Annotated in this window: 16 protein-coding genes; 7 read left to right on the forward strand and 9 right to left on the reverse strand. The window is 61.1% G+C overall.

What is annotated here, in order from left to right; all coding sequences use genetic code 11:
• Positions 1-3: 3 nt before the first annotated feature.
• The gene (locus tag N645_RS0104545) at positions 4-1,347 is read right to left on the reverse strand and encodes a Na(+)-translocating NADH-quinone reductase subunit A (protein WP_024460329.1); all 1,344 of its coding nucleotides are present in this window, start codon (positions 1,345-1,347) and stop codon (positions 4-6) included.
• A gap of 468 nt (positions 1,348-1,815) precedes the next feature.
• Between N645_RS0104545 and mfd the strand changes: the two genes are divergently transcribed.
• Together mfd and N645_RS0104555 are read left to right on the forward strand one after the other, a co-directional pair.
• The gene (gene mfd / locus N645_RS0104550) at positions 1,816-5,277 is read left to right on the forward strand and encodes a transcription-repair coupling factor (protein ID WP_024460330.1); all 3,462 of its coding nucleotides are present in this window, start codon (positions 1,816-1,818) and stop codon (positions 5,275-5,277) included.
• Complete coding sequence (locus tag N645_RS0104555) at positions 5,274-6,206, forward strand: CsiV family protein (RefSeq protein ID WP_024460331.1); 933 nt, start codon at positions 5,274-5,276, stop codon at positions 6,204-6,206. The genes mfd and N645_RS0104555 overlap by 4 nt, the downstream gene beginning before the upstream one ends.
• Positions 6,207-6,313: 107 nt before the next feature.
• On the opposite strand, the gene N645_RS0104560 is transcribed toward N645_RS0104555, so the two are convergent.
• The 3 genes from N645_RS0104560 to N645_RS0104570 all read right to left on the reverse strand — a co-directional run bounded on the left by N645_RS0104560 (position 6,314) and on the right by N645_RS0104570 (position 8,536).
• The gene (locus N645_RS0104560; RefSeq protein ID WP_024460332.1) at positions 6,314-6,529 is read right to left on the reverse strand and encodes a cold-shock protein; all 216 of its coding nucleotides are present in this window, start codon (positions 6,527-6,529) and stop codon (positions 6,314-6,316) included.
• Between the two features lie 200 nt (positions 6,530-6,729).
• Positions 6,730-7,287, reverse strand: a complete 558-nt coding sequence (locus tag N645_RS0104565; protein ID WP_024460333.1) for a hypoxanthine-guanine phosphoribosyltransferase — start codon at positions 7,285-7,287, stop codon at positions 6,730-6,732.
• The gene (locus N645_RS0104570; RefSeq protein ID WP_024460334.1) at positions 7,277-8,536 is read right to left on the reverse strand and encodes a mechanosensitive ion channel family protein; all 1,260 of its coding nucleotides are present in this window, start codon (positions 8,534-8,536) and stop codon (positions 7,277-7,279) included. The genes N645_RS0104565 and N645_RS0104570 overlap by 11 nt, the downstream gene beginning before the upstream one ends.
• A 288-nt stretch (positions 8,537-8,824) precedes the next feature.
• On the opposite strand from N645_RS0104570, the gene N645_RS0104575 reads away from it, so the two are divergent.
• From N645_RS0104575 to N645_RS0104585, 3 genes are all read left to right on the forward strand, one after another.
• Complete coding sequence (locus N645_RS0104575) at positions 8,825-9,139, forward strand: DUF6763 family protein (protein WP_024460335.1); 315 nt, start codon at positions 8,825-8,827, stop codon at positions 9,137-9,139.
• Between the two features lie 139 nt (positions 9,140-9,278).
• On the forward strand, positions 9,279-9,881 hold the full coding sequence (gene lexA, locus N645_RS0104580) for a transcriptional repressor LexA (protein ID WP_024460336.1): 603 nt from the start codon (positions 9,279-9,281) through the stop codon (positions 9,879-9,881).
• The gene (locus N645_RS0104585) at positions 9,874-10,269 is read left to right on the forward strand and encodes a cell division inhibitor SulA (protein WP_024460337.1); all 396 of its coding nucleotides are present in this window, start codon (positions 9,874-9,876) and stop codon (positions 10,267-10,269) included. The genes lexA and N645_RS0104585 overlap by 8 nt, the downstream gene beginning before the upstream one ends.
• 98 nt (positions 10,270-10,367) lie before the next feature.
• Here the strand turns inward: N645_RS0104585 and N645_RS0104590 are convergent, their stop codons facing one another.
• The 3 genes from N645_RS0104590 to topA all read right to left on the reverse strand — a co-directional run bounded on the left by N645_RS0104590 (position 10,368) and on the right by topA (position 13,857).
• Positions 10,368-10,625, reverse strand: coding sequence for a hypothetical protein (locus tag N645_RS0104590; protein ID WP_024460338.1), 258 nt, complete (start codon positions 10,623-10,625; stop codon positions 10,368-10,370).
• 69 nt (positions 10,626-10,694) lie between these two features.
• Entirely contained in the window at positions 10,695-11,204 is a 510-nt protein-coding gene (locus N645_RS0104595) for a DUF6586 family protein (protein WP_024460339.1), read from the reverse strand.
• A gap of 31 nt (positions 11,205-11,235) precedes the next feature.
• Positions 11,236-13,857, reverse strand: a complete 2,622-nt coding sequence (gene topA, locus N645_RS0104600; RefSeq protein WP_024460340.1) for a type I DNA topoisomerase — start codon at positions 13,855-13,857, stop codon at positions 11,236-11,238.
• Between the two features lie 341 nt (positions 13,858-14,198).
• On the opposite strand from topA, the gene N645_RS0104610 reads away from it, so the two are divergent.
• Positions 14,199-14,903: a hypothetical protein gene (locus tag N645_RS0104610; protein ID WP_024460342.1), complete on the forward strand. Its 705-nt coding sequence runs from the start codon at positions 14,199-14,201 to the stop codon at positions 14,901-14,903.
• Here the strand turns inward: N645_RS0104610 and N645_RS0104615 are convergent.
• Entirely contained in the window at positions 14,863-15,375 is a 513-nt protein-coding gene (locus N645_RS0104615) for a hypothetical protein (RefSeq protein ID WP_024460343.1), read from the reverse strand. The genes N645_RS0104610 and N645_RS0104615 overlap by 41 nt on opposite strands.
• 134 nt (positions 15,376-15,509) lie before the next feature.
• Here N645_RS0104615 and N645_RS0104620 point away from each other — a divergent pair, with 134 nt between their 5' ends.
• A complete protein-coding gene (locus N645_RS0104620) occupies positions 15,510-15,962 on the forward strand; it encodes a universal stress protein (RefSeq protein ID WP_024460344.1) in 453 nt (150 codons plus the stop codon).
• Positions 15,963-15,981: 19 nt separating this feature from the next.
• Here N645_RS0104620 and N645_RS0104625 read toward each other — a convergent pair whose 3' ends face one another.
• Positions 15,982-17,880 (reverse strand): ATP-binding cassette domain-containing protein, encoded by a 1,899-nt coding sequence (locus N645_RS0104625; protein WP_024460345.1) that lies wholly within the window; start codon positions 17,878-17,880, stop codon positions 15,982-15,984.
• Positions 17,881-17,926: the final 46 nt, after the last annotated feature.

The raw sequence follows: 17,926 nt of genomic DNA on the forward strand, positions 1-17,926 counted from the left end.
ACCTTAGCCCTCCTTCTCAATAGTGGTGAGATTGTCGCGCAGGATCGGGCCGTATTCGTATTTGCCAGGGCACACGAAGGTGCACAGGGCCAAATCTTCCTCGTCCAGCTCCAGACAACCCAATTGCTGGGCGGTCTCGGTATCCCCGACAATCAGGGAGCGCAGCAGCTGCGTCGGCAGAATATCGAGCGGCATCACGCGCTCGTAGGCACCCACCGGCACCATGGCACGCTCACTACCACCAGTGGTGGTGGTGAAGTCGAACTGCTTGCCTTTGAACAGTTTGGAGATGTAAATGCCCATGACAGAAAAGGCATTGAAACCGGCGCGCAGGTAGTGAAGCATCGGGCGATCGTTGCCCTCTTCCAACACGGACACCTGCTGGTGGTAGCGCCCCAGGTAGGCCAGGGGGCCGCGGCCGTTACGACCGCCAAAGACCGAACCGGAGATCAGACGATTCTCGGCGGGCTTGAGCTCACCGGCGGTCAGTTCTTCGAGGTTGGCACCCAGGCGGGTACGCAGCAGACGGGGCTTCTCGACCTGCGGGCCGCCCAGAGCCACGACGCGGCGGGTATCCAGCTTGCCCGTGGTAAACAGGGTGCCGATGGCGATCACGTCCTGATAGCCGATGGTCCAGACCAGCTTTTTGTCACTGACCGGGTCGAGGTAATGAATGTGGGTGCCCGCATTGCCGGCCGGGTGCACGCCAGCGAACTCCTCGGTGACAAAACGCTCGCCCGAGGCAGCGGGAATATCGGCGCCAGCAGCCTTACAGACAAACACCTTGCCCTCGGTCATCCGACTGAGCACGACCAGGCCCTGCTTGAACGCCTCGGCCTGCTCGGCAATGATCACCTCCGGATTGGCCGCCAGCGGATTGGTGTCCACAGCGGTCACAAAAATGGAGTTGGGCTTGCTGTCCAGAGCCGGCACCTTGCTGAACGGGCGGGTCCGCAGCGCGGTCCACAGGCCAGATTCGTTCAACAGCGCGCGGGCGTCCTCGTCGGACACCTGAGCCGGGTCCGTACCCTTATAGGCCTCGAAGGTCTCGGCGTCGTCGCCTTCGACATCGATCACAACGGACTGCAGCACCCGGCGTTCGCCACGATTGATGGCCGCCACGGTACCGGAGGCAGGTGCGGTATAGCGCACGCCTTCCGTCTTTTTATCGGTAAACAGTAACTGACCGAGCTTGACCTTGTCCCCCACCTGGACCGCCATGGTCGGTTTCATACCGTGGTAATCGAAACCGATGACAGCCACAGAGCGGATTTTTGGACCCTCGCTGATGGCCTGCTCGGGCGCACCGGATATAGGTAAATCCAATCCCCGACGGATCTTTATCATACGTCTCTGCCTAATCACTCGTTGGATAAACTGACCTGAAGGGGAACATCCCCAACCGATCGGTGTCGTATGCCGGGCTAACGGATTGCACTTCGCACACTCAACCCCAGCGGCCCGACAGTAACTGGGTTGCGATATTCAAATATGTGCGGATATATAGTTGTTAGAAGCGCAAGTTCCGGGTGCTCGAGCAGGACAAACCCCGCCATCCCTCAAAAAGCACCTCAGCTATGAGATTTCTCCGCCTCAACACCCATTGCGGAGTCGATTCGGGCACATTTTCTGCCCACACCCTTGGAAAAATCGCCGCAATTATAAAGATCACAGCGCCGAAAGGCCAGTCCACTGGCGGGTTTTTTGCAGTCATCGGGTGGTACCCACAGCGTGGATGGCGCCATCATCGCGGCAGCCAAACACAATCTCATCAGGTCGGGTACAATGGCGCCTTTTTTCCGCAGCCGTCAAATCATGAGTGAACAGAACCCGCTGAACCCGCCAACCACCGTCCGCCCCGGCGATCGTCAGACCTGGGGACAACTCCACGGTGCCGCCCAGGCGCTCGCGCTGGCGAACGCCGCCCGGTCCCACGAGGGCCTGAGCCTGGTCATCGCGCCGGACACCAGCACTGCTCAGCGCCTGGAGAGCGAGCTGCGCTACTTTGCCGGCGACCAACTGCCGGTCCTGCATCTGGCGGACTGGGAAACCCTGCCCTACGACACGATTTCCCCGCACCAGGACATCATTTCCGAGCGCCTTCGTACCCTCTACCGACTGCCGGGCACCCGCCAGGGCATACTGGTGGTGCCGGTCACCAGTATCCTGCAGCGGCTGATGCCGCAAAGCTACCTGCTGAGCAACAGCCTGCTCCTGGAGCCGGGCGAGCGCCTGGATCTGGACGCGCTGCGCAGCCGGCTGGAAAAAGCCGGCTACCACTGCGTCGACACGGTGTACGAGCACGGCGAGTTCGCGGTACGCGGCGCGCTGATCGACCTGTTCCCCATGGGCAGCGATTACCCCTACCGGATCGACCTGTTCGACGACGAAGTGGAAACCCTGCGCCGTTTCGACCCCGAAACGCAGATGACCGTCGAGCAGGTAAACCGTATCGAACTGCTCCCCGCGCGGGAATTCCCCCTGGATAAAAACGGCATCAATCGCTTCCGGGATCACTGGCACGCCCGTTTTGACGTCGATCATCGCGCCTGCCCGGTGTATCAGGACGTCTGCAGCGGCATTGCCCCACCCGGGATCGAGTACTATCTGCCCCTGTTTTTCGAACAGTCGAGCCACCTGTTCGAGTACCTGCCAGAAAACACCCGGATTTTTGCCCTGGGGGAGCTGGAAGCGGCCGCCGAGCGCTTCTGGAACGAACTGCAGAACCGCTATGAAAGCCGCAAAGTCGATCCTCAGCGCCCGATCATGCCGCCGCGGGACATCTATCTCGGCGTGGACGAGCTGTTCGGCCTGATCAAACCCCTGGCCCGCACCTTCGTGCAGACCGCACCGGTAGAGCCGGGCGCCGGCCGGTTCAACTTTGCCACCCACCCCCCCCCGACCCTGCCGGTCAACCATCAGTCAGACACACCGCTGGCAGCGGTGGAGGCGTTCCTGATGGAATTCGACGGTCGGGTGTTGTTCTGCGCCGACTCCGCCGGACGCCGTGAAACGCTGCTGGAACTGCTGGGCCGCATCCGTGTGCACCCGACCATCGTCGACGACTGGGACGCCTTTGCGCAGGACGACTCACGACTGGCCCTCTCCGTGGCCCCCCTGGATCAAGGCCTGCGGCTGCAGGACCCCAATGTGGTGGTCATTGCGGAGTCCCAGCTGTTTGGCGACCGGGTCCGTCAGCAGCGCCGACGCCGTCAGGCACAGGACAATAGCGACCTGATCGTCAAAAACCTGACCGAACTCAAACCCGGCGCCCCGGTGGTGCACATCGACCACGGGGTGGGCCGCTACCGCGGCCTGGAAACCCTGGAGGTGGACAGCCAGTCGACGGAATTCCTGACTCTGGAGTACGCCGAGGGCGCCAAACTGTACGTGCCGGTCACCAACCTGCACCTGATCAGCCGGTTCAGTGGCGCCGATGAAGAACTGGCACCACTGCATCGCCTGGGCAGCGAACAGTGGCAGAAAGCCAAACGCAAAGCCGCAGAGCAAGTGCGCGATGCCGCCGCCGAACTGTTGGATATTTATGCCCGCCGCGCCGCCCGCAAAGGCTTTGCCTTTGACGACCCCAAGGCCGCCTATGAGAGCTTTGCCGCCGCCTTCCCGTTTGAGGAGACGCCGGACCAGCAGCGGGCCATCGAGGCGGTGGTGCAGGACATGCTCTCCCCGCAACCCATGGACCGGCTGGTGTGCGGCGACGTGGGCTTTGGCAAAACCGAAGTGGCCATGCGCGCCGCCTTTATCGCCAGTTACAGCGGCAAGCAGGTCGCCCTGCTGGCCCCGACGACACTGCTCGCCCAGCAACACTTTGAATCCCTGAAAGACCGGTTTGCCGACTGGCCCATCACCATTGAAGTCCTGTCACGCTTTCGCACCACCAAAGAGGTCAACGAGGTGCTCAAGCGCGTGGAGGCCGGCAAAGTGGACATCGTGGTGGGGACCCATAAGCTACTGCAGGGAGACCTCCGCTACAAGAACCTGGGGCTGCTCATCATCGATGAGGAGCATCGGTTCGGTGTGCGCCAGAAGGAGAAACTCAAGGCGTTACGAGCCGAGATCGATATCCTCACCCTGACCGCCACCCCGATCCCCCGGACGCTCAACCTGTCGATGTCCGGCATTCGGGATCTGTCCATCATCGCCACCCCACCGGCGCGCCGCCTGTCGGTCAAAACCTTTGTCCGCACCCAGGACGACGCCACCATCAAGGAGGCGATCCTTCGGGAAATCCTGCGCGGCGGGCAGGTGTATTACCTGTACAACGAAGTCAAAAACATCGAACGGATCGCCCGGGAGTTGGGGGAAATGATTCCCGAAGCCCGGGTGGGCATCGGCCACGGCCAGATGCGCGAGCGCGACCTGGAGCGGGTCATGTCGGACTTTTACCACAAGCGGTTCAATGTGATGGTGTGCACCACCATTATCGAGACCGGCATCGACGTCCCGAGCGCCAACACCATCATCATTCACCGGGCCGACAAATTTGGCCTGGCCCAGTTGCACCAACTGCGGGGCCGGGTCGGCCGCTCGCACCATCAGGCCTACGCCTATCTGCTGACCCCCGAACGCCGCGCCATGACCGCCGACGCACTCAAACGCCTGGACGCCATTGCGGCGGCCCACGACCTGGGCGCCGGCTTTACCTTGGCCACCCACGACATGGAAATTCGCGGCGCCGGGGAACTGCTCGGGGAGGAACAGAGCGGCCAGATCCAGACCGTGGGCTTCTCGCTCTACATGGATATGCTGGACCGGGCCATCAAGGCCATCCGGGCCGGCAAGACGCCGGATATCGAACAGCCTCTGGACTCCGGCATCGATGTGAACCTGCGTATCCCGGCCCTGATTCCCGCGGGCTATCTGCCGGATGTCCACACCCGCCTGGTGCTGTACAAGCGACTGGCCAACGCGGAATCCGATGAGGCGCTGCGCGAGCTTCAAGTGGAAATGATCGACCGGTTCGGGCTGCTACCCGAGGCGACCAAGAACCTGTTTGCGGTCACCGCACTGAAACTGCGTGCGGAAAAGCTCGGCATCGCCAAACTCGAAGCCGGTGACCGGGCCGGCCGGCTGGAATTTTCCGAGCAAACCGAGGTCGATCCTCTGACCATTGTGCAATTGGTGCAAAGTGACCCACAAACCTACCAATTGGCAGGGGCGAATCATTTAAAATTCGTTCGAAATATGGAAAATGGCGAAACACGACTGAACGCTGTTTCAGAATTGCTGGATAAACTGACGCCCGGAAACCGCTCATGACCCACGCTTTGCGCACGTCCCGCACTACCCTCGCTCTGGCCGCCCTGCTCGGCCTGGCCGCCACCGGCGCCACGGCGCCAGCCCTGGCGGAGAACTCGGCCGACTGGTACCAGGTGGAAATGATCGTGTTCGAACGGATCGGCGGTGCAGACGGCATCGAACAGTGGCCGCGCAACATCCAGTTGCGCTACCCGTTCAACTGGGTGACGCTGAAGGACCCGGAGGCCGATCTGGCGGCTGCCGACGACTCCGAGGCCCCGCGCCCCTCCTGGGACAACGGCCTGGCGGCCCTGCAGGAGCCGGCCCCCGCCGACCCGGCCCGAGACGCTTTTCTCCCCCTACCCGAGGACCTGCGCTCCATGGACCGGTTCGCGAATGCCATGAACCGCTCCGGTCAGTATCGGGTCCTGTTTCACGAGGCCTGGCGCCAGCCGGTCACCGAGCTGGAAGAGAGTCCCGCGCTGCTGATTCAGGGCGGCGATACCTTTGATAACCACACCGAGCTCGAGGGCAGCATCACCCTGAGTGTGTCACGCTACCTGCACCTGCACACCCGCCTGTGGTTCACCGAGTTCGAGCCCAACTACGGCCAGCCCCCCGGCGCCTGGCCGGAACTGCCCCGGCGGCCCGACGCACCGCAGCCGGACACTGCCTCCACCGCCGACGGCCGTGAGGCCGCGCCACTGTGGGGCGACGAATGGCAAAACCCCACCGGTACCGCCTGGGACACGAGCCTGAACACCACCTCAAGCCTGCCGGACTTTCTGGAAGAGGACTATCTTCCCCGCCGGATCGTGACCCTGAACCAGCAGCGGCGAATGCGCAGCGAAGAGCTTCACTACCTGGACCACCCTATTGTCGGGCTGATGATTCGCGTCACCCCTTACGAACGCCCCGACGAAGAAGAGACCGGAAGCGACGAAGAGTAGGCGGGAACAGGCGGGAGAGAAAAGAGTAATCAGAGGGAGAAACGGTTATTACCTTGATCAACATGAACACACCCGCCCGCTACCGGCGACGGGTGACCGCACTGGTGTCAGGCAACGGCGACGACGTCGTCGGCCTGGAGCCCTTTGTCACCTTCGAGCAGCTCAAACTCCACACTCTGCCCTTCTGACAGAGAGCGATAGCCCTCACCTCGAATGTTGCGGTAGTGCACGAAAATATCGTCACTGTCTTCGCCACAGGTGATGAACCCGTAGCCTCTGGCGTTATTGAACCATTTGACGGTTCCTGACGCTCGCTCAGCCATAGTGATACCCCATTATTCTTATGAAAAATCCTGACGTCTTTCGTCTTTACGTTTTTAACACCCGGTCACCCGGGCTTTACTCCATCCGCTATTAACGGACGCCCACGTTTTAAGCCATCTGATCCCGATTGTCCAGTCTCGCCTGTGGATTTTGAGACACTCTTAGCGTTTTTGGTTATATGGGCAACCAGAGAGCCCGGCTAATGCCCGACACCAGACTCGGGAACGGCGTATAGGCCGGGCGCGTTACGCCACAGCCCCTGATAATCCATGCCAAACCCGAACACAAAGCGATCCGGCACCGTCAGCCCAACAAAGTCCGCCTCCACCGCCGGCGGGTCAGACAGACGTTTTTGCACCAGCGCCGCCGTATGGATGGAGCGCGCGCCCTGAGCCCGGCAGGCCTCCACAAGCCCCTTCAGCGTAAGCCCCCGATCGAGGATATCGTCAACAATCAGAATCCGTCGGCCGGCCAGCGGAGTGGCCGGTCGGTGCAGCCACCGCAACTGGTCATCGCCTTCCATCCGATGCCCATAGCGACTGGCGTGAACATAGTCGGTTTCCAGCGGCATCGACAGGCGCGGCAGCAAGTGTCCGGCGGTCACCAGGCCGCCGTGCATCACCGTGAGTACCAGCAGTGGCTCAGGCCCCGTCAACCGGTCGCCTATTTCGCGGGATAGACGATCGAGCGCCCGCTCCAGCTCGTCCCGGGTATACAGGCACTCCGCCGCCTCGGGCCAATGGGCATTAGTCACCATCGCCACCGGACTGCTCGCCGTCCACCTCGGGACCATAGGTCGCATCGCCCGCCGAGCGATTGCTCGGCTCTTGATGCTTGTCGGCGGCCCGGTCTGCCGCCTCGTTCTCCGCCGGCGATTCGCGCTCGGACCGGGACGTACGCTCACCCTCACGGCCCGACAGACGGACCGGCTCCGGCACATGCAGCGTCGACGTGGGGAACGCAATTTCCGCACCGTACCCTGCGATGATATCGGCGATTTTCAGCATGACATCCTGCTTGATTTCGTGAAACTCCACCCAATTGACGGTTTTGGTGAAGGTGTAGACGAAGAAGTCCAGCGAACTGGCGGCAAAGGTGTTGAAATTGACAATGAGGGTCTGATGGTCGGTTTCGATGCGCTCATCATCCAGCAACATCTGCCGGACATCGGCCACAATGTCACCCATTTTGTCGACATCGTCATAGCGGATGCCGATGGTCTCCAGAATCCGCCGATTCTCCATGCGCGACGGGTTCTCCACCGAAATCTGGGTAAAAGTCGCGTTGGGCACATACAGTGGCCGGCGGTCAAAGGTGCGGATACGGGTCTGACGCCAACCGATATTTTCCACCACACCCTCAATCTCCTTGTCCGGCGAGCGCACCCAGTCGCCGACCGCGAACGGGCGATCCATATAAATCGTCAGGCCACCAAAAAAGTTCGCCAGCAGGTCCTTGGCGGCAAAACCCACTGCGATACCGCCGACACCACCAAAGGCGAGCACCCCGGAAATACTGTACCCAAGCGCCTGCAGCAGCCCCAGCACCGCGGTGATGACCACCGAGGCCCGCAACAGCTTACTGACCGCCCCTACCGTGGTCGGATCACCGGGCTCCCCGATCCGGGGGCTGAGGAATTCCTGTTCGCCCAGCTTGATAAAGCGCACCAGAAACCAGGTCACCAGCAACACAAGGCCCACCTGACGAACGGTCTCAACCGCCCCCATCAGCTCAACCTCTGCCCCCTGGTGGGTCAGGTAGCTGGCCCAACTGATGCCCATCAGCCAGATGATGCCCTTCAGCGGCGGGCGAACCGAGCGAAACGCCATCATCAGCCAGATGGCGTTCGCGCTGTCGGCCTTCTTCTCCAGGCGTTTGACAATAAAGCTGACCACCATGGCCACGACCAGAGTGGCCAACACCACGGCAAACGCATGCAGTATCCAGAGCTGATCCCGATCGGCCAGATCGGTCAGGAAGTTTTTAATCGGATCCAATAATTCCATGGCAATCACTCAAGCATGTTTAGACAAAGTTTTTATGTAAAACCCTGCCAATAGATTCATTTCGACTCAGCGGAGTATACCCACGCCGTGGCAAAAGCCAAAACTTCAAGGAAAATTAGGCAATTACCGCGACCGGCCCCACGAGTTCCCGGACAATTGGCCTCCCGGGCTTCCTTCCACGGCTCGCGCACCGCTTGCTAGGGAGCGGAAAAGCCATGGTAAGGTAACTCATCGGCGATTCGCCGCACCGCGGACGCGTTTCATTCACGCAGATGGGAGCATTGAGTCATGGGCTTTCAGTCTCCAAGCATTGGCGCCTGGTATTTTGATCGCGAAGACCAGCAGGTCTTTGAAGTGGTCGCGCTGGATGAACAACAGGGTACCATTGAGGTGCAGTATCTCGACGGTGCCATCGGTGAATTTGACCTGGAAACCTGGCCCCAACTGCCGCTGGTGCCCGCGGCCGCCCCGGAGGACTCCGAAGCCGCCTACGAACTGAGTCAGGAAGATCGCTGGAACGACGATGACGTTCTGGTCCCGGACTCCTGGAACAACCCCCTGAACGACATCGAGCCCGACCTCTTCCCCGGCTACGACGACTGAATCCCGCCGCGAACCCGCCCTGCCCCCAGCCATTTTTGTCACCTGTGCTTGCATACAGGTGATAACTGTATATAATCACAATATCTGTATAAAAACCCAGACCACAGTGGTCCCCCACAGAACTGCCACGGAGCTCGCCATGTACAACTTGACCCCTCGCCAGGAAAAGGTGTTGCAGTTGATCAAGAATTACGCGGAGGAAACCGGCTATCCGCCAACCCGCGCCGAGATTGCCCGTATTCTGGGGTACAAATCCGCCAATGCCGCCGAGGAGCACATCAAGGCCCTGGCCCGCAAGGGCGCCATCGAAGTGATTCCCGGCGCCTCCCGCGGCATCAAACTGGTCGAGCCCCAGCAGGGACTGCCGCTGGTCGGGCGAGTCGCGGCCGGCAGTCCCATTCTCGCGCAGGAACACATCGAAGATTACTGCCAGCTCCCCCACAGCTTCTTTACCCCCCAGGCGGATTACCTGCTGCGCGTGCACGGTATGAGCATGAAGGACGCGGGCATTCTGGATGGCGATCTGCTGGCGGTTCACCGCACTCAACAGGTCCGCAACGGCCAGATTGTGGTCGCTCGCATTGGCGAGGAGGTCACAGTGAAACGTTTCAAGCGGGTGGGCAACCGCGCCCAGGTGGAGCTCTGGCCGGAAAATCCGGATTTCGATGTCATTGAGGTGGACCTGCGCGATCAGGAGTTCACCATTGAAGGTCTCAGTGTAGGAGTCATTCGCCGTGATTAACGCCCCCATTCAATCGGCCCTGCCGGCTCCCGCCGGTGGCATTACCGAACTGGTACTGACCCACAACGCCCCGGAGCAGACCCAACTGTTACTGCCCATGGTGGCACACCTGAGCCGAACCCCGAGCGATCGTTGGCTGACCTGGATCAGCCCCGGCCCGGTGGATCGGAGGTTGCTTGAGCGTTACGGTGTGGACATTCGCGGCATTCGCCTGATCCACGCACCGGAAACCGACGACAACCGCTGGATACTCTGGGAGGCCCTGGCCAAAGGCAACAGCCACACCGTCATTGCAAGCCCGGGGGCCTTGAGCGATCGCGAGCTCAAGCAGCTCGAAGCCGCCGCCTTGCAGGGGCAGTGTCAGGCACTGTTATTGCGGGTTCGATAGCGGAGGGGCAGGATGCGCGCGCTCCAGGGCTGGAGCGACTCATTGGGCGCGGGACAGTCACTTTAATAGAGACTGGGACCTCAGCGGAGACTGGAGCCTCAGTGATAAACCGGCTTTTCCTCGGTATCGGCAAACTCACCCAGAAAATCTTCCACGCCGTCTTCGGCAATCTCACTGGCGGCTTCCATACCCGCCTCGATCATGGCCTTGGCCACATCCAGCTTGCCTTCGCGCATATAGGACAGAGAGTCGGCGGAGAACCGGATGCTCACCAGAGGCTCGCCATTCTCATCGGCCCGCTGCAGAACCACATCGCCGTTGGCCAGTTCCACAATTTCATACAGGGATGATGACATAACTTCTCCGCCTTCTTCGATGACAACTGGCCATCAGTTTACCACAGGCTGCCCGGCCAGGGCTCCCCCTCAGTATTCCGCGCTGGTCTCGCGCTGACGTTCCACCAACTCGTTGAACGCCTCAAACCACTGGGTCAGCCGGGTCTGGGTAATCTTCCCCGGAGCGCCGTCGGGCGACTCCAGGTCCAGCACCTCAATGCGCGCGACCGGCGCCGCGCCTGAGGCGGCCCAGCAGGCGTCGTAGGCCTCCTGGAGAGCACCGAGCCAGCTGTCCGGATTGGTGCGAAGGGTGAGCAGCTCACGGGCTTCTGAGGGGTTCTTGCCGAAACGCTCGAGCGCATCCAGCAAGTCCTGCTCGGTGGTGATACGACTCAGGTCGGGAACCGAGTAGTTTTCGGCCAACTCCCGCAGATAGTGCCGGTAGGCACAGAGCAGATGAAAGGCCGCCCCATCGAGCAACGCCTGCTGGCGCAGGCGCTCGTTGGCGCTCCCGGGCGCGCCATCCCGGACCAGCTGCTTGAGCAGCGCACGACAATAGGCCAATTTCTGATTGACCCGAGTCAGACTGGTTCCAGCCATTAACAAACCTCATCAACAGCCCGGCGGCTGATTACTTGTTGGCGACCCACTTCCCTTTTTCATAAAAGGCTTTCCAGCCGGTCGCCTTACCATCCACTTCGGACTGTACATACTGCTCTTTGGTCTTGCGGCTGTAGCGAATCACTGTTTTGTTGCCATCCGGGTCTTCCGTCGGCGCGGAAAAGAGAAACTTGTATTTGGGATCGATCTCTTTTTTGTGCGGCACAATTTCCGCCACCAGAGGCGCGCGGGTCTCCCGGTTTTTGGGGAACTGGCTCGCCGCCAGGAACAGGCCGGATGCGCCATCGCGCAGGACGTAAGTGTCATCCACCTTCTCGCACTTGAGCTCCGGCATGGGTACCGGGTCCATTTTCGGTGGCGCAGGCTCACCGCTCTTGAGCAGCTTGCGGGTATTTTTACACTCGCTGTTGGTGCAGCCGAAGTACTTACCGAAACGGCCGGTCTTGAGCTGCATTTCGCTGCCGCACTTGTCGCACTCAAGAGTCGGACCTTCGTAGCCTTTCAGCTTGAAGCTGCCCTCTTCCACTTCATATCCCGGACAGTCCGGGTTATTGCCACAGATGTGCAATTTTCGCTTGCTGTCGAGCAGATAGCTGTCCATTGCGGTGTTGCACAATTTGCACCGGCGCTTGGTGCGCAGCAGCCTGGACTCGGCCTCTTCATCCGCATCCGCATCCAGCGCTTCGTCGCCGGAGACCAGGTTCATGGTGTTTTTACAGCGCTCTTTGGGCGGCAGACTGTAGCCCGAGCAGCCCAGGAACACACCGGTACTCCCGGTGCGGATCTGCATTGGCCGACCGCACTGTTCGCACTTGATATCGGTATCGGTGGGCGAGTTGGCCCGCATACCGTTGTCACTGCTCTGGGCCTGCTCCAGTTTACGGGTGAACTCCGCATAGAATTCATCGAGTAGCTGCTGCCAGTTTTTCTCACCCTGGGCAACATCGTCGAGGGAGTCTTCCATACTGGCGGTAAAGCCGTAGTCCATCAGGTCATCAAAACTCTCCACCAGACGCTCGGTGACGATATCGCCCATTTTTTCCGCGTAGAACCGGCGGTTTTCCTGACGCACGTAACCGCGATCCTGGATCGTGGAAATGATCGACGCGTAGGTCGATGGACGCCCAATCGCCCGCTTCTCCAGCTCTTTTACCAGGCTCGCTTCGGTAAAGCGCGCCGGCGGTTTGGTGAAGTGCTGGGAGGGTTCAAGTTTGATCAGAGGCAGCACCTGCCCCACTTTAATATCCGGCAGCACTACGTCTTCATCTTTTTTGGCCACCGGAGGCAGCACCTTCAGGAAGCCGTCAAAGCGAATGACCCGGCCGCGGGTGCGCAGCTCGAAGTCCTCGGCCTTGACCACGATCGAGGTGCTGGTAAATTCCGCCGGGCTCATCTGACAGGCCACAAACTGCTGCCAAATCAAAGTGTAGAGACGCTCGGCATCACGCTCCATACCACTGAGGTGGTTGGGCTTGACCGTTACACTGGAGGGACGGATCGCTTCGTGTGCCTCCTGGGCCCCCTCCTTGCTGGAGTAGACCACGGGGCTTTCCGGCAGATAGCGCTTGCCGTACTCGTCCTGAATAAAGTCGCGGCAGTTGGCCACTGCTTCCTGACTCAGATTGGTGGAGTCGGTTCGCATGTAGGTGATGTAACCCGCCTCATACAGGCGCTGGGCCATCATCATGGTTTTTTTGACCCCAAACCCCAGCCGGGTACTCGCGGCCTGCTGAAGGGTAGAGGTAATAAATGGCGCGGGCGGTTTGGACTTGGTGGGCTTGTCCTCCCGGTCCGCCACCTCGTAGCGTGCCCCTTCCAGCGCCTTGACCGCGGCCATGGCCTGGGACTCATTGAGCGGCTTGAACGCCTTGTCGCCCTGCTTTTTGACTTCGAAGCGCACCGCCTCGCCACCACCGGCTTTCAGTTGGGCTGCCAGGGTCCAGTATTCCTCGGGCACGAAGGCGCGAATTTCCCGCTCGCGCTCAACCACCAGGCGCACCGCGACCGATTGTACCCGCCCGGCCGACAGGCCTCGGGCGATTTTCTCCCACAGCAGCGGCGACAGCATATAGCCGACCACCCGATCCAGGAACCGGCGCGCCTGCTGGGCATTGACCCGGTCCCGATCGATACGACCGGGCTGCTTGAAGGCGTTCTGAATCGCGCTTTTGGTAATTTCGTTGAACACCACTCGCCGATACTGCTCGGGCTGACCACCAATGGCCTCCTGCAGGTGCCAGGCAATCGCCTCCCCTTCGCGGTCCAAGTCCGTTGCGAGGTAGATGGTGTCAGCCTTGGCCGCGAGCTTGCGCAGCTCATCGACCACCTTTTCCTTGCCCGGCAGAATTTCATAGCGGGCGTCCCAGCCGTGCTCGGGATCAATACCCATCCGTTTGATCAACTGCTCTTTCTGCTTCTTCGCCTTGTACTTGGCCTTTTCGGCCGGTGACAGCTTGCGGGTCTTGGCCGCCTGGCGGGCGCGCTCTTTGGGATCGACCGGTTTGGAGTTGCCACTGGTGGGCAGATCCCGAATGTGACCGACACTGGACTTGACGATAAAATCGTTGCCCAGATATTTATTGATCGTCTTGGCCTTGGCCGGGGATTCGACAATAACTAAGGATTTACCCATGCGACTCTTCTTTGTCCGTTCCGAGTGAGAGCGGCTAGCCGGATGGCCAGAGCGCTGCAAAATGCCGGTTGAGGTGCGCATATATAAGTCCTCAACCGGGCTGGGTCAAGTCGCGAACTTCCTCAAGGCCTCGATCAACACCGCCAGAACCGTCGCTCAGGGGCTTCCCTCACAGCGCTGGCAGGGTCGCCGACGGCCCCGGGAAGACGCGTCTATCTGCTTGATTTACAAGGGTTTGATAAAAATAGATCATAAAGCTTTGGCAACGCGAGCCGACAACCTGAAAAGCGGGCTCAACCCCGTCAGGAATTATTTCTTCCATTGATGACCCCCGGAGCGTCATGGCCAGCTTATTGCTGCTGACATCACTGCTGTTTCTATCGCTGCTGATCGTGCATCTGGTCAACCAGCGTGAGGAACGCTTTCGCCAGATCCGATTGCGGCAGCGCCGGGTTCGCTGGCGCATCGACGCCCTGGAGGAGGTACTGGTCGGGATCGAAGAGACCTTGCCCAACCGCGCCATCGCCCGCAGTATCAACCGGGAAATACTGCACCTGCTCGAGCAGATGCTGGAGCTCGAGGCGGGCGACAAAACCCACCTGGAAACCCGAATTGCCCATGTTCGGGAGCGGGCGGAAGACATGTTGCACGATCAGGAGCCGAGCCACGCCGGCCGCCTGCGGGAGAGCGACGCCGAAATGGCGCGCGCCAGGGAGTGCCTGGATCAGGCCGCTCAGGTATTGCGTCGACAGGACAACGAGGGGCGACTGGAGGGGGGTACACTCAGTGACTACCTGCTCGAGCTGTCCTGGACCCGATTGATGATCGATGTGGTGACCTACATTGCCGAGGGCCACAAGGCGTTACAGCGCGGGGATATCACCACGTCCCAGGCGTATTACAAGCGCGCCCAGGGGCTGCTGATCGGTTCCGATCACCCCTACCCGCAACGCATGGCGATGATCCGGGAGCTCGGGGAGGTGATTCAGGGCAAGCGCAAGGCGCTCAGCCAGGAGCTGATGCCGGAGACGGACTACAACCCCTGAGGGCGGCCAGAGTCTCCTCGACAACGGCGAGCGCCCGGTCACCCCCCGCTTCGGTCCAATAGATTGACCAACCCCCCGGGTCACCACTGAGGGCGCGCACCGAGCGCGGCATGCGGGGCAGACATTCGCGCAGACAGGCCCGCTCAGCCGGCGTCGCTCGGCCCTTTCCCTGCCAGGCCCAAATCCCCATAAAATGCGACTCGTGCTCGTAGGCGGCCCGCACCAGCATCCAGTCCCGGGCCGGCCCTCCCCCTTTGGCCGCGGGCTGGCGATAGACCGGCAGCCGCTCCGGCTCACTGAGGTCGGTCGCCTGCCTGGGCAGGGCTTCCAGAGTGACCTGCAGGCCTTTTTCGGTCGCCCGCCGGCGCACCGCTTCCTGCTGCCGGTCGCGCTCGCTGGGCTGAAGCATCATGACCGGCCCCAGCACCATGGCGAGCACGCCCAGTAAAATGACGACTATCCAGATATTCACCGTTCACACTCCTCCCGGTATTGCCTGTTCCCCTGATCCCCCCGCTTTAAAAGTGCTACTATCAATAGCATCGGAGAGCAGAATATCGCTCCCAGTTACAGGTCGTTCGCCAACCAGTTACGGGACGTCAGATTATGGCAGTTTACAAACATATTATTGCTGGCCTGGACTTGTCCGAAGAGTCGCCCCAGGTTCTGCAGAGAGCCACCGAGCTCGCCCAGGCCTGCCAGGCTACGGTCAGCGTCGCCCATGTCATCGAGCCGCTGACATTCGCCTACGGCGGCGACATGCCCGTGGACCTGTCAGAGGTTCAGGAACAACTGCAACTCAAAGCCGAACAGGAGCTGCATCGTCTGACCCAGCACGTCGATTTCCCCATCCAGCAGGAACATGTGCTGGTGGGCCAGCCGGCCACCGAGTTGCACTATCTCGCCAATCAGGAGGGGGCCGACCTGATCATTGTCGGCAGCCACGGTCGCAAAGGGTTTGCGCTACTGCTCGGCTCCACCTCCAACAGCGTTCTGCACGGTGCCAGCTGCGACGTGCTCGCGGTCCGGGTAGCGGAATCCGACACTCGAGAAACCTGATGTTTGCGCTAGGGCGCCCTCAGGCGCCCTGCATGTCCTCCAGCTCGGCCCAGCGTTCAAAACACGTCTCCAACTCCGCCTCCACATCGGCCAGCGCTTTCAAATGCGCATCCACCTTGTCCTGTGGCTCACTGTAAAACGCCGGATCCGCGGCCTGCTGCTGCAATGCGTCCAGCCGGGCCTCCAGCGCTTCAATCCGCTCCGGCAACTGATCAAACTCCCGCTGCAGTTTATAGCTGAGCTTTTTGGGCTTGGTCGCCGGCGCCGCCGGGGCCGACGGCGCGGAGGAGGCCCCTTCGGCGGCGGGCTCAGACGGCGCGCTGTCATCGGTCCATCGTCCCCCCTGGCGCAACCAGTCGTCGTAGCCCCCCACGTACTCACGCACCCGGCCGCGCCCCTCAAAGGCGATGACACTGGTGACGATATTGTTGAGGAATGCCCGGTCGTGGCTGACCAGCAATACGGTGCCGTCGTAGTCGGTCAACAGGTCCTCGAGCAGCTCGAGGGTCTCGACATCCAGATCATTGGTCGGCTCATCCATGACCAGCAGGTTGGCCGGCTTACTGAACAGCTTGGCCAGCAGGACCCGGTTGCGCTCGCCCCCGGACAGCGCGCGCAAGGGGGTTCTCGCCCGCTCCCCGGTGAACAGAAAATCGCCCAGATAGGAAATGATGTGCCGCGACTTGCCGTTGAGCTCGATGAATTCGCGCCCCTCGGCAATATTGTCCACCGCGCTCTGATCGAGGTTAAGCTGTTCCCGCAACTGATCAAAATACGCCACCTGCAACTGGGTACCCAGGCGCACCCGGCCTTCCTGAGGTTCCAGCTCCCCGAGAATCAACTTCAGCAGCGTACTCTTGCCGGCGCCATTGGCACCGATCAGGCCAATCCGGTCACCGCGCATGATGACGGAGGAAAAGTCCGAGACAATCGCTTTCTCCGGGAAGCCGTAGGACACCTTTTCCAGCTCCGCCACCAACTTGCCGGAACGCTCCCCGGAGCTGACCGAGAACGAGGCCTTGCCCTGGAGCTCCCGGCGCTCATTGCGGGTCTCCCGCATGGCTTTCAGCGCGCGGACCCGTCCTTCGTTGCGGGTGCGGCGCGCCTTGATTCCCTGACGGATCCAGACTTCCTCCTGGGCCAGCTTCTTGTCGAACAGCGCGTTGTGACGCGCCTCTTCCGCCAGAGCCTGCTCCCGGTACTCCAGGTACCGGTCGTAAGTCCCCGACCAGGTGCGCAAATGCCCCCGATCCAGCTCGGCAATGTCGGTGGCGAGTTTCTGCAACAGAGACCGATCGTGGGTAATGAACACCAGGGCGCCCGGGAACTGGAGCAACTGCTGTTCGAGCCACTCAATGGCGGCAATGTCGAGGTGGTTGGTGGGCTCATCGAGCAGCAGTACGTCCGGCCCGGACACCAGCGCCTGAGCCAGGGCCACCCGCCGGCGCCAGCCCCCGGAGAGCCTGGCCATGGCCCAGTCGCCTTCAAGCCCCAGGCGGGTCAGGGTGGTATCCACCTTCTGCTGGAACTGCCAGCCGTCCTGCGCTTCGATCTGCTGCTGCAGGCGCGCCAGCTCGCTCATACCACTCTCGCCACCGGCGTGGGACAGGTGGTGGAATTTCTGCAGTAACTCGCCCACATCCCCCAGCCCCTCGGCCACCAGGTCGAACACGGTTTTGTCATCGGCCTCGGGAAGATCCTGGGCCAACCGCGCCACCTTGACCTCGGGACCCACCTGCACGGTACCGCCATCCAGGTCGACCTCACCGGCCAGGACTTTCATCAGGCTGGACTTGCCGGCCCCATTGCGGCCGATCAGGCAGAGTCGGCGACCTTTTTCAACCGACAGGTCAACGCCATCCAGCAATACTTGCAGGCCATAACTGAGCTGGGCATTTTCTAAGCGAATCAATGACATGGGAACACTTTTTGATGTACTGCACAAAGGGAATAAAAATCCGGTT

The sequence above is a fragment of the Marinimicrobium sp. LS-A18 genome, assembly GCF_000463525.1.
Lineage (GTDB): Bacteria > Pseudomonadota > Gammaproteobacteria > Pseudomonadales > Cellvibrionaceae > Marinimicrobium > Marinimicrobium koreense.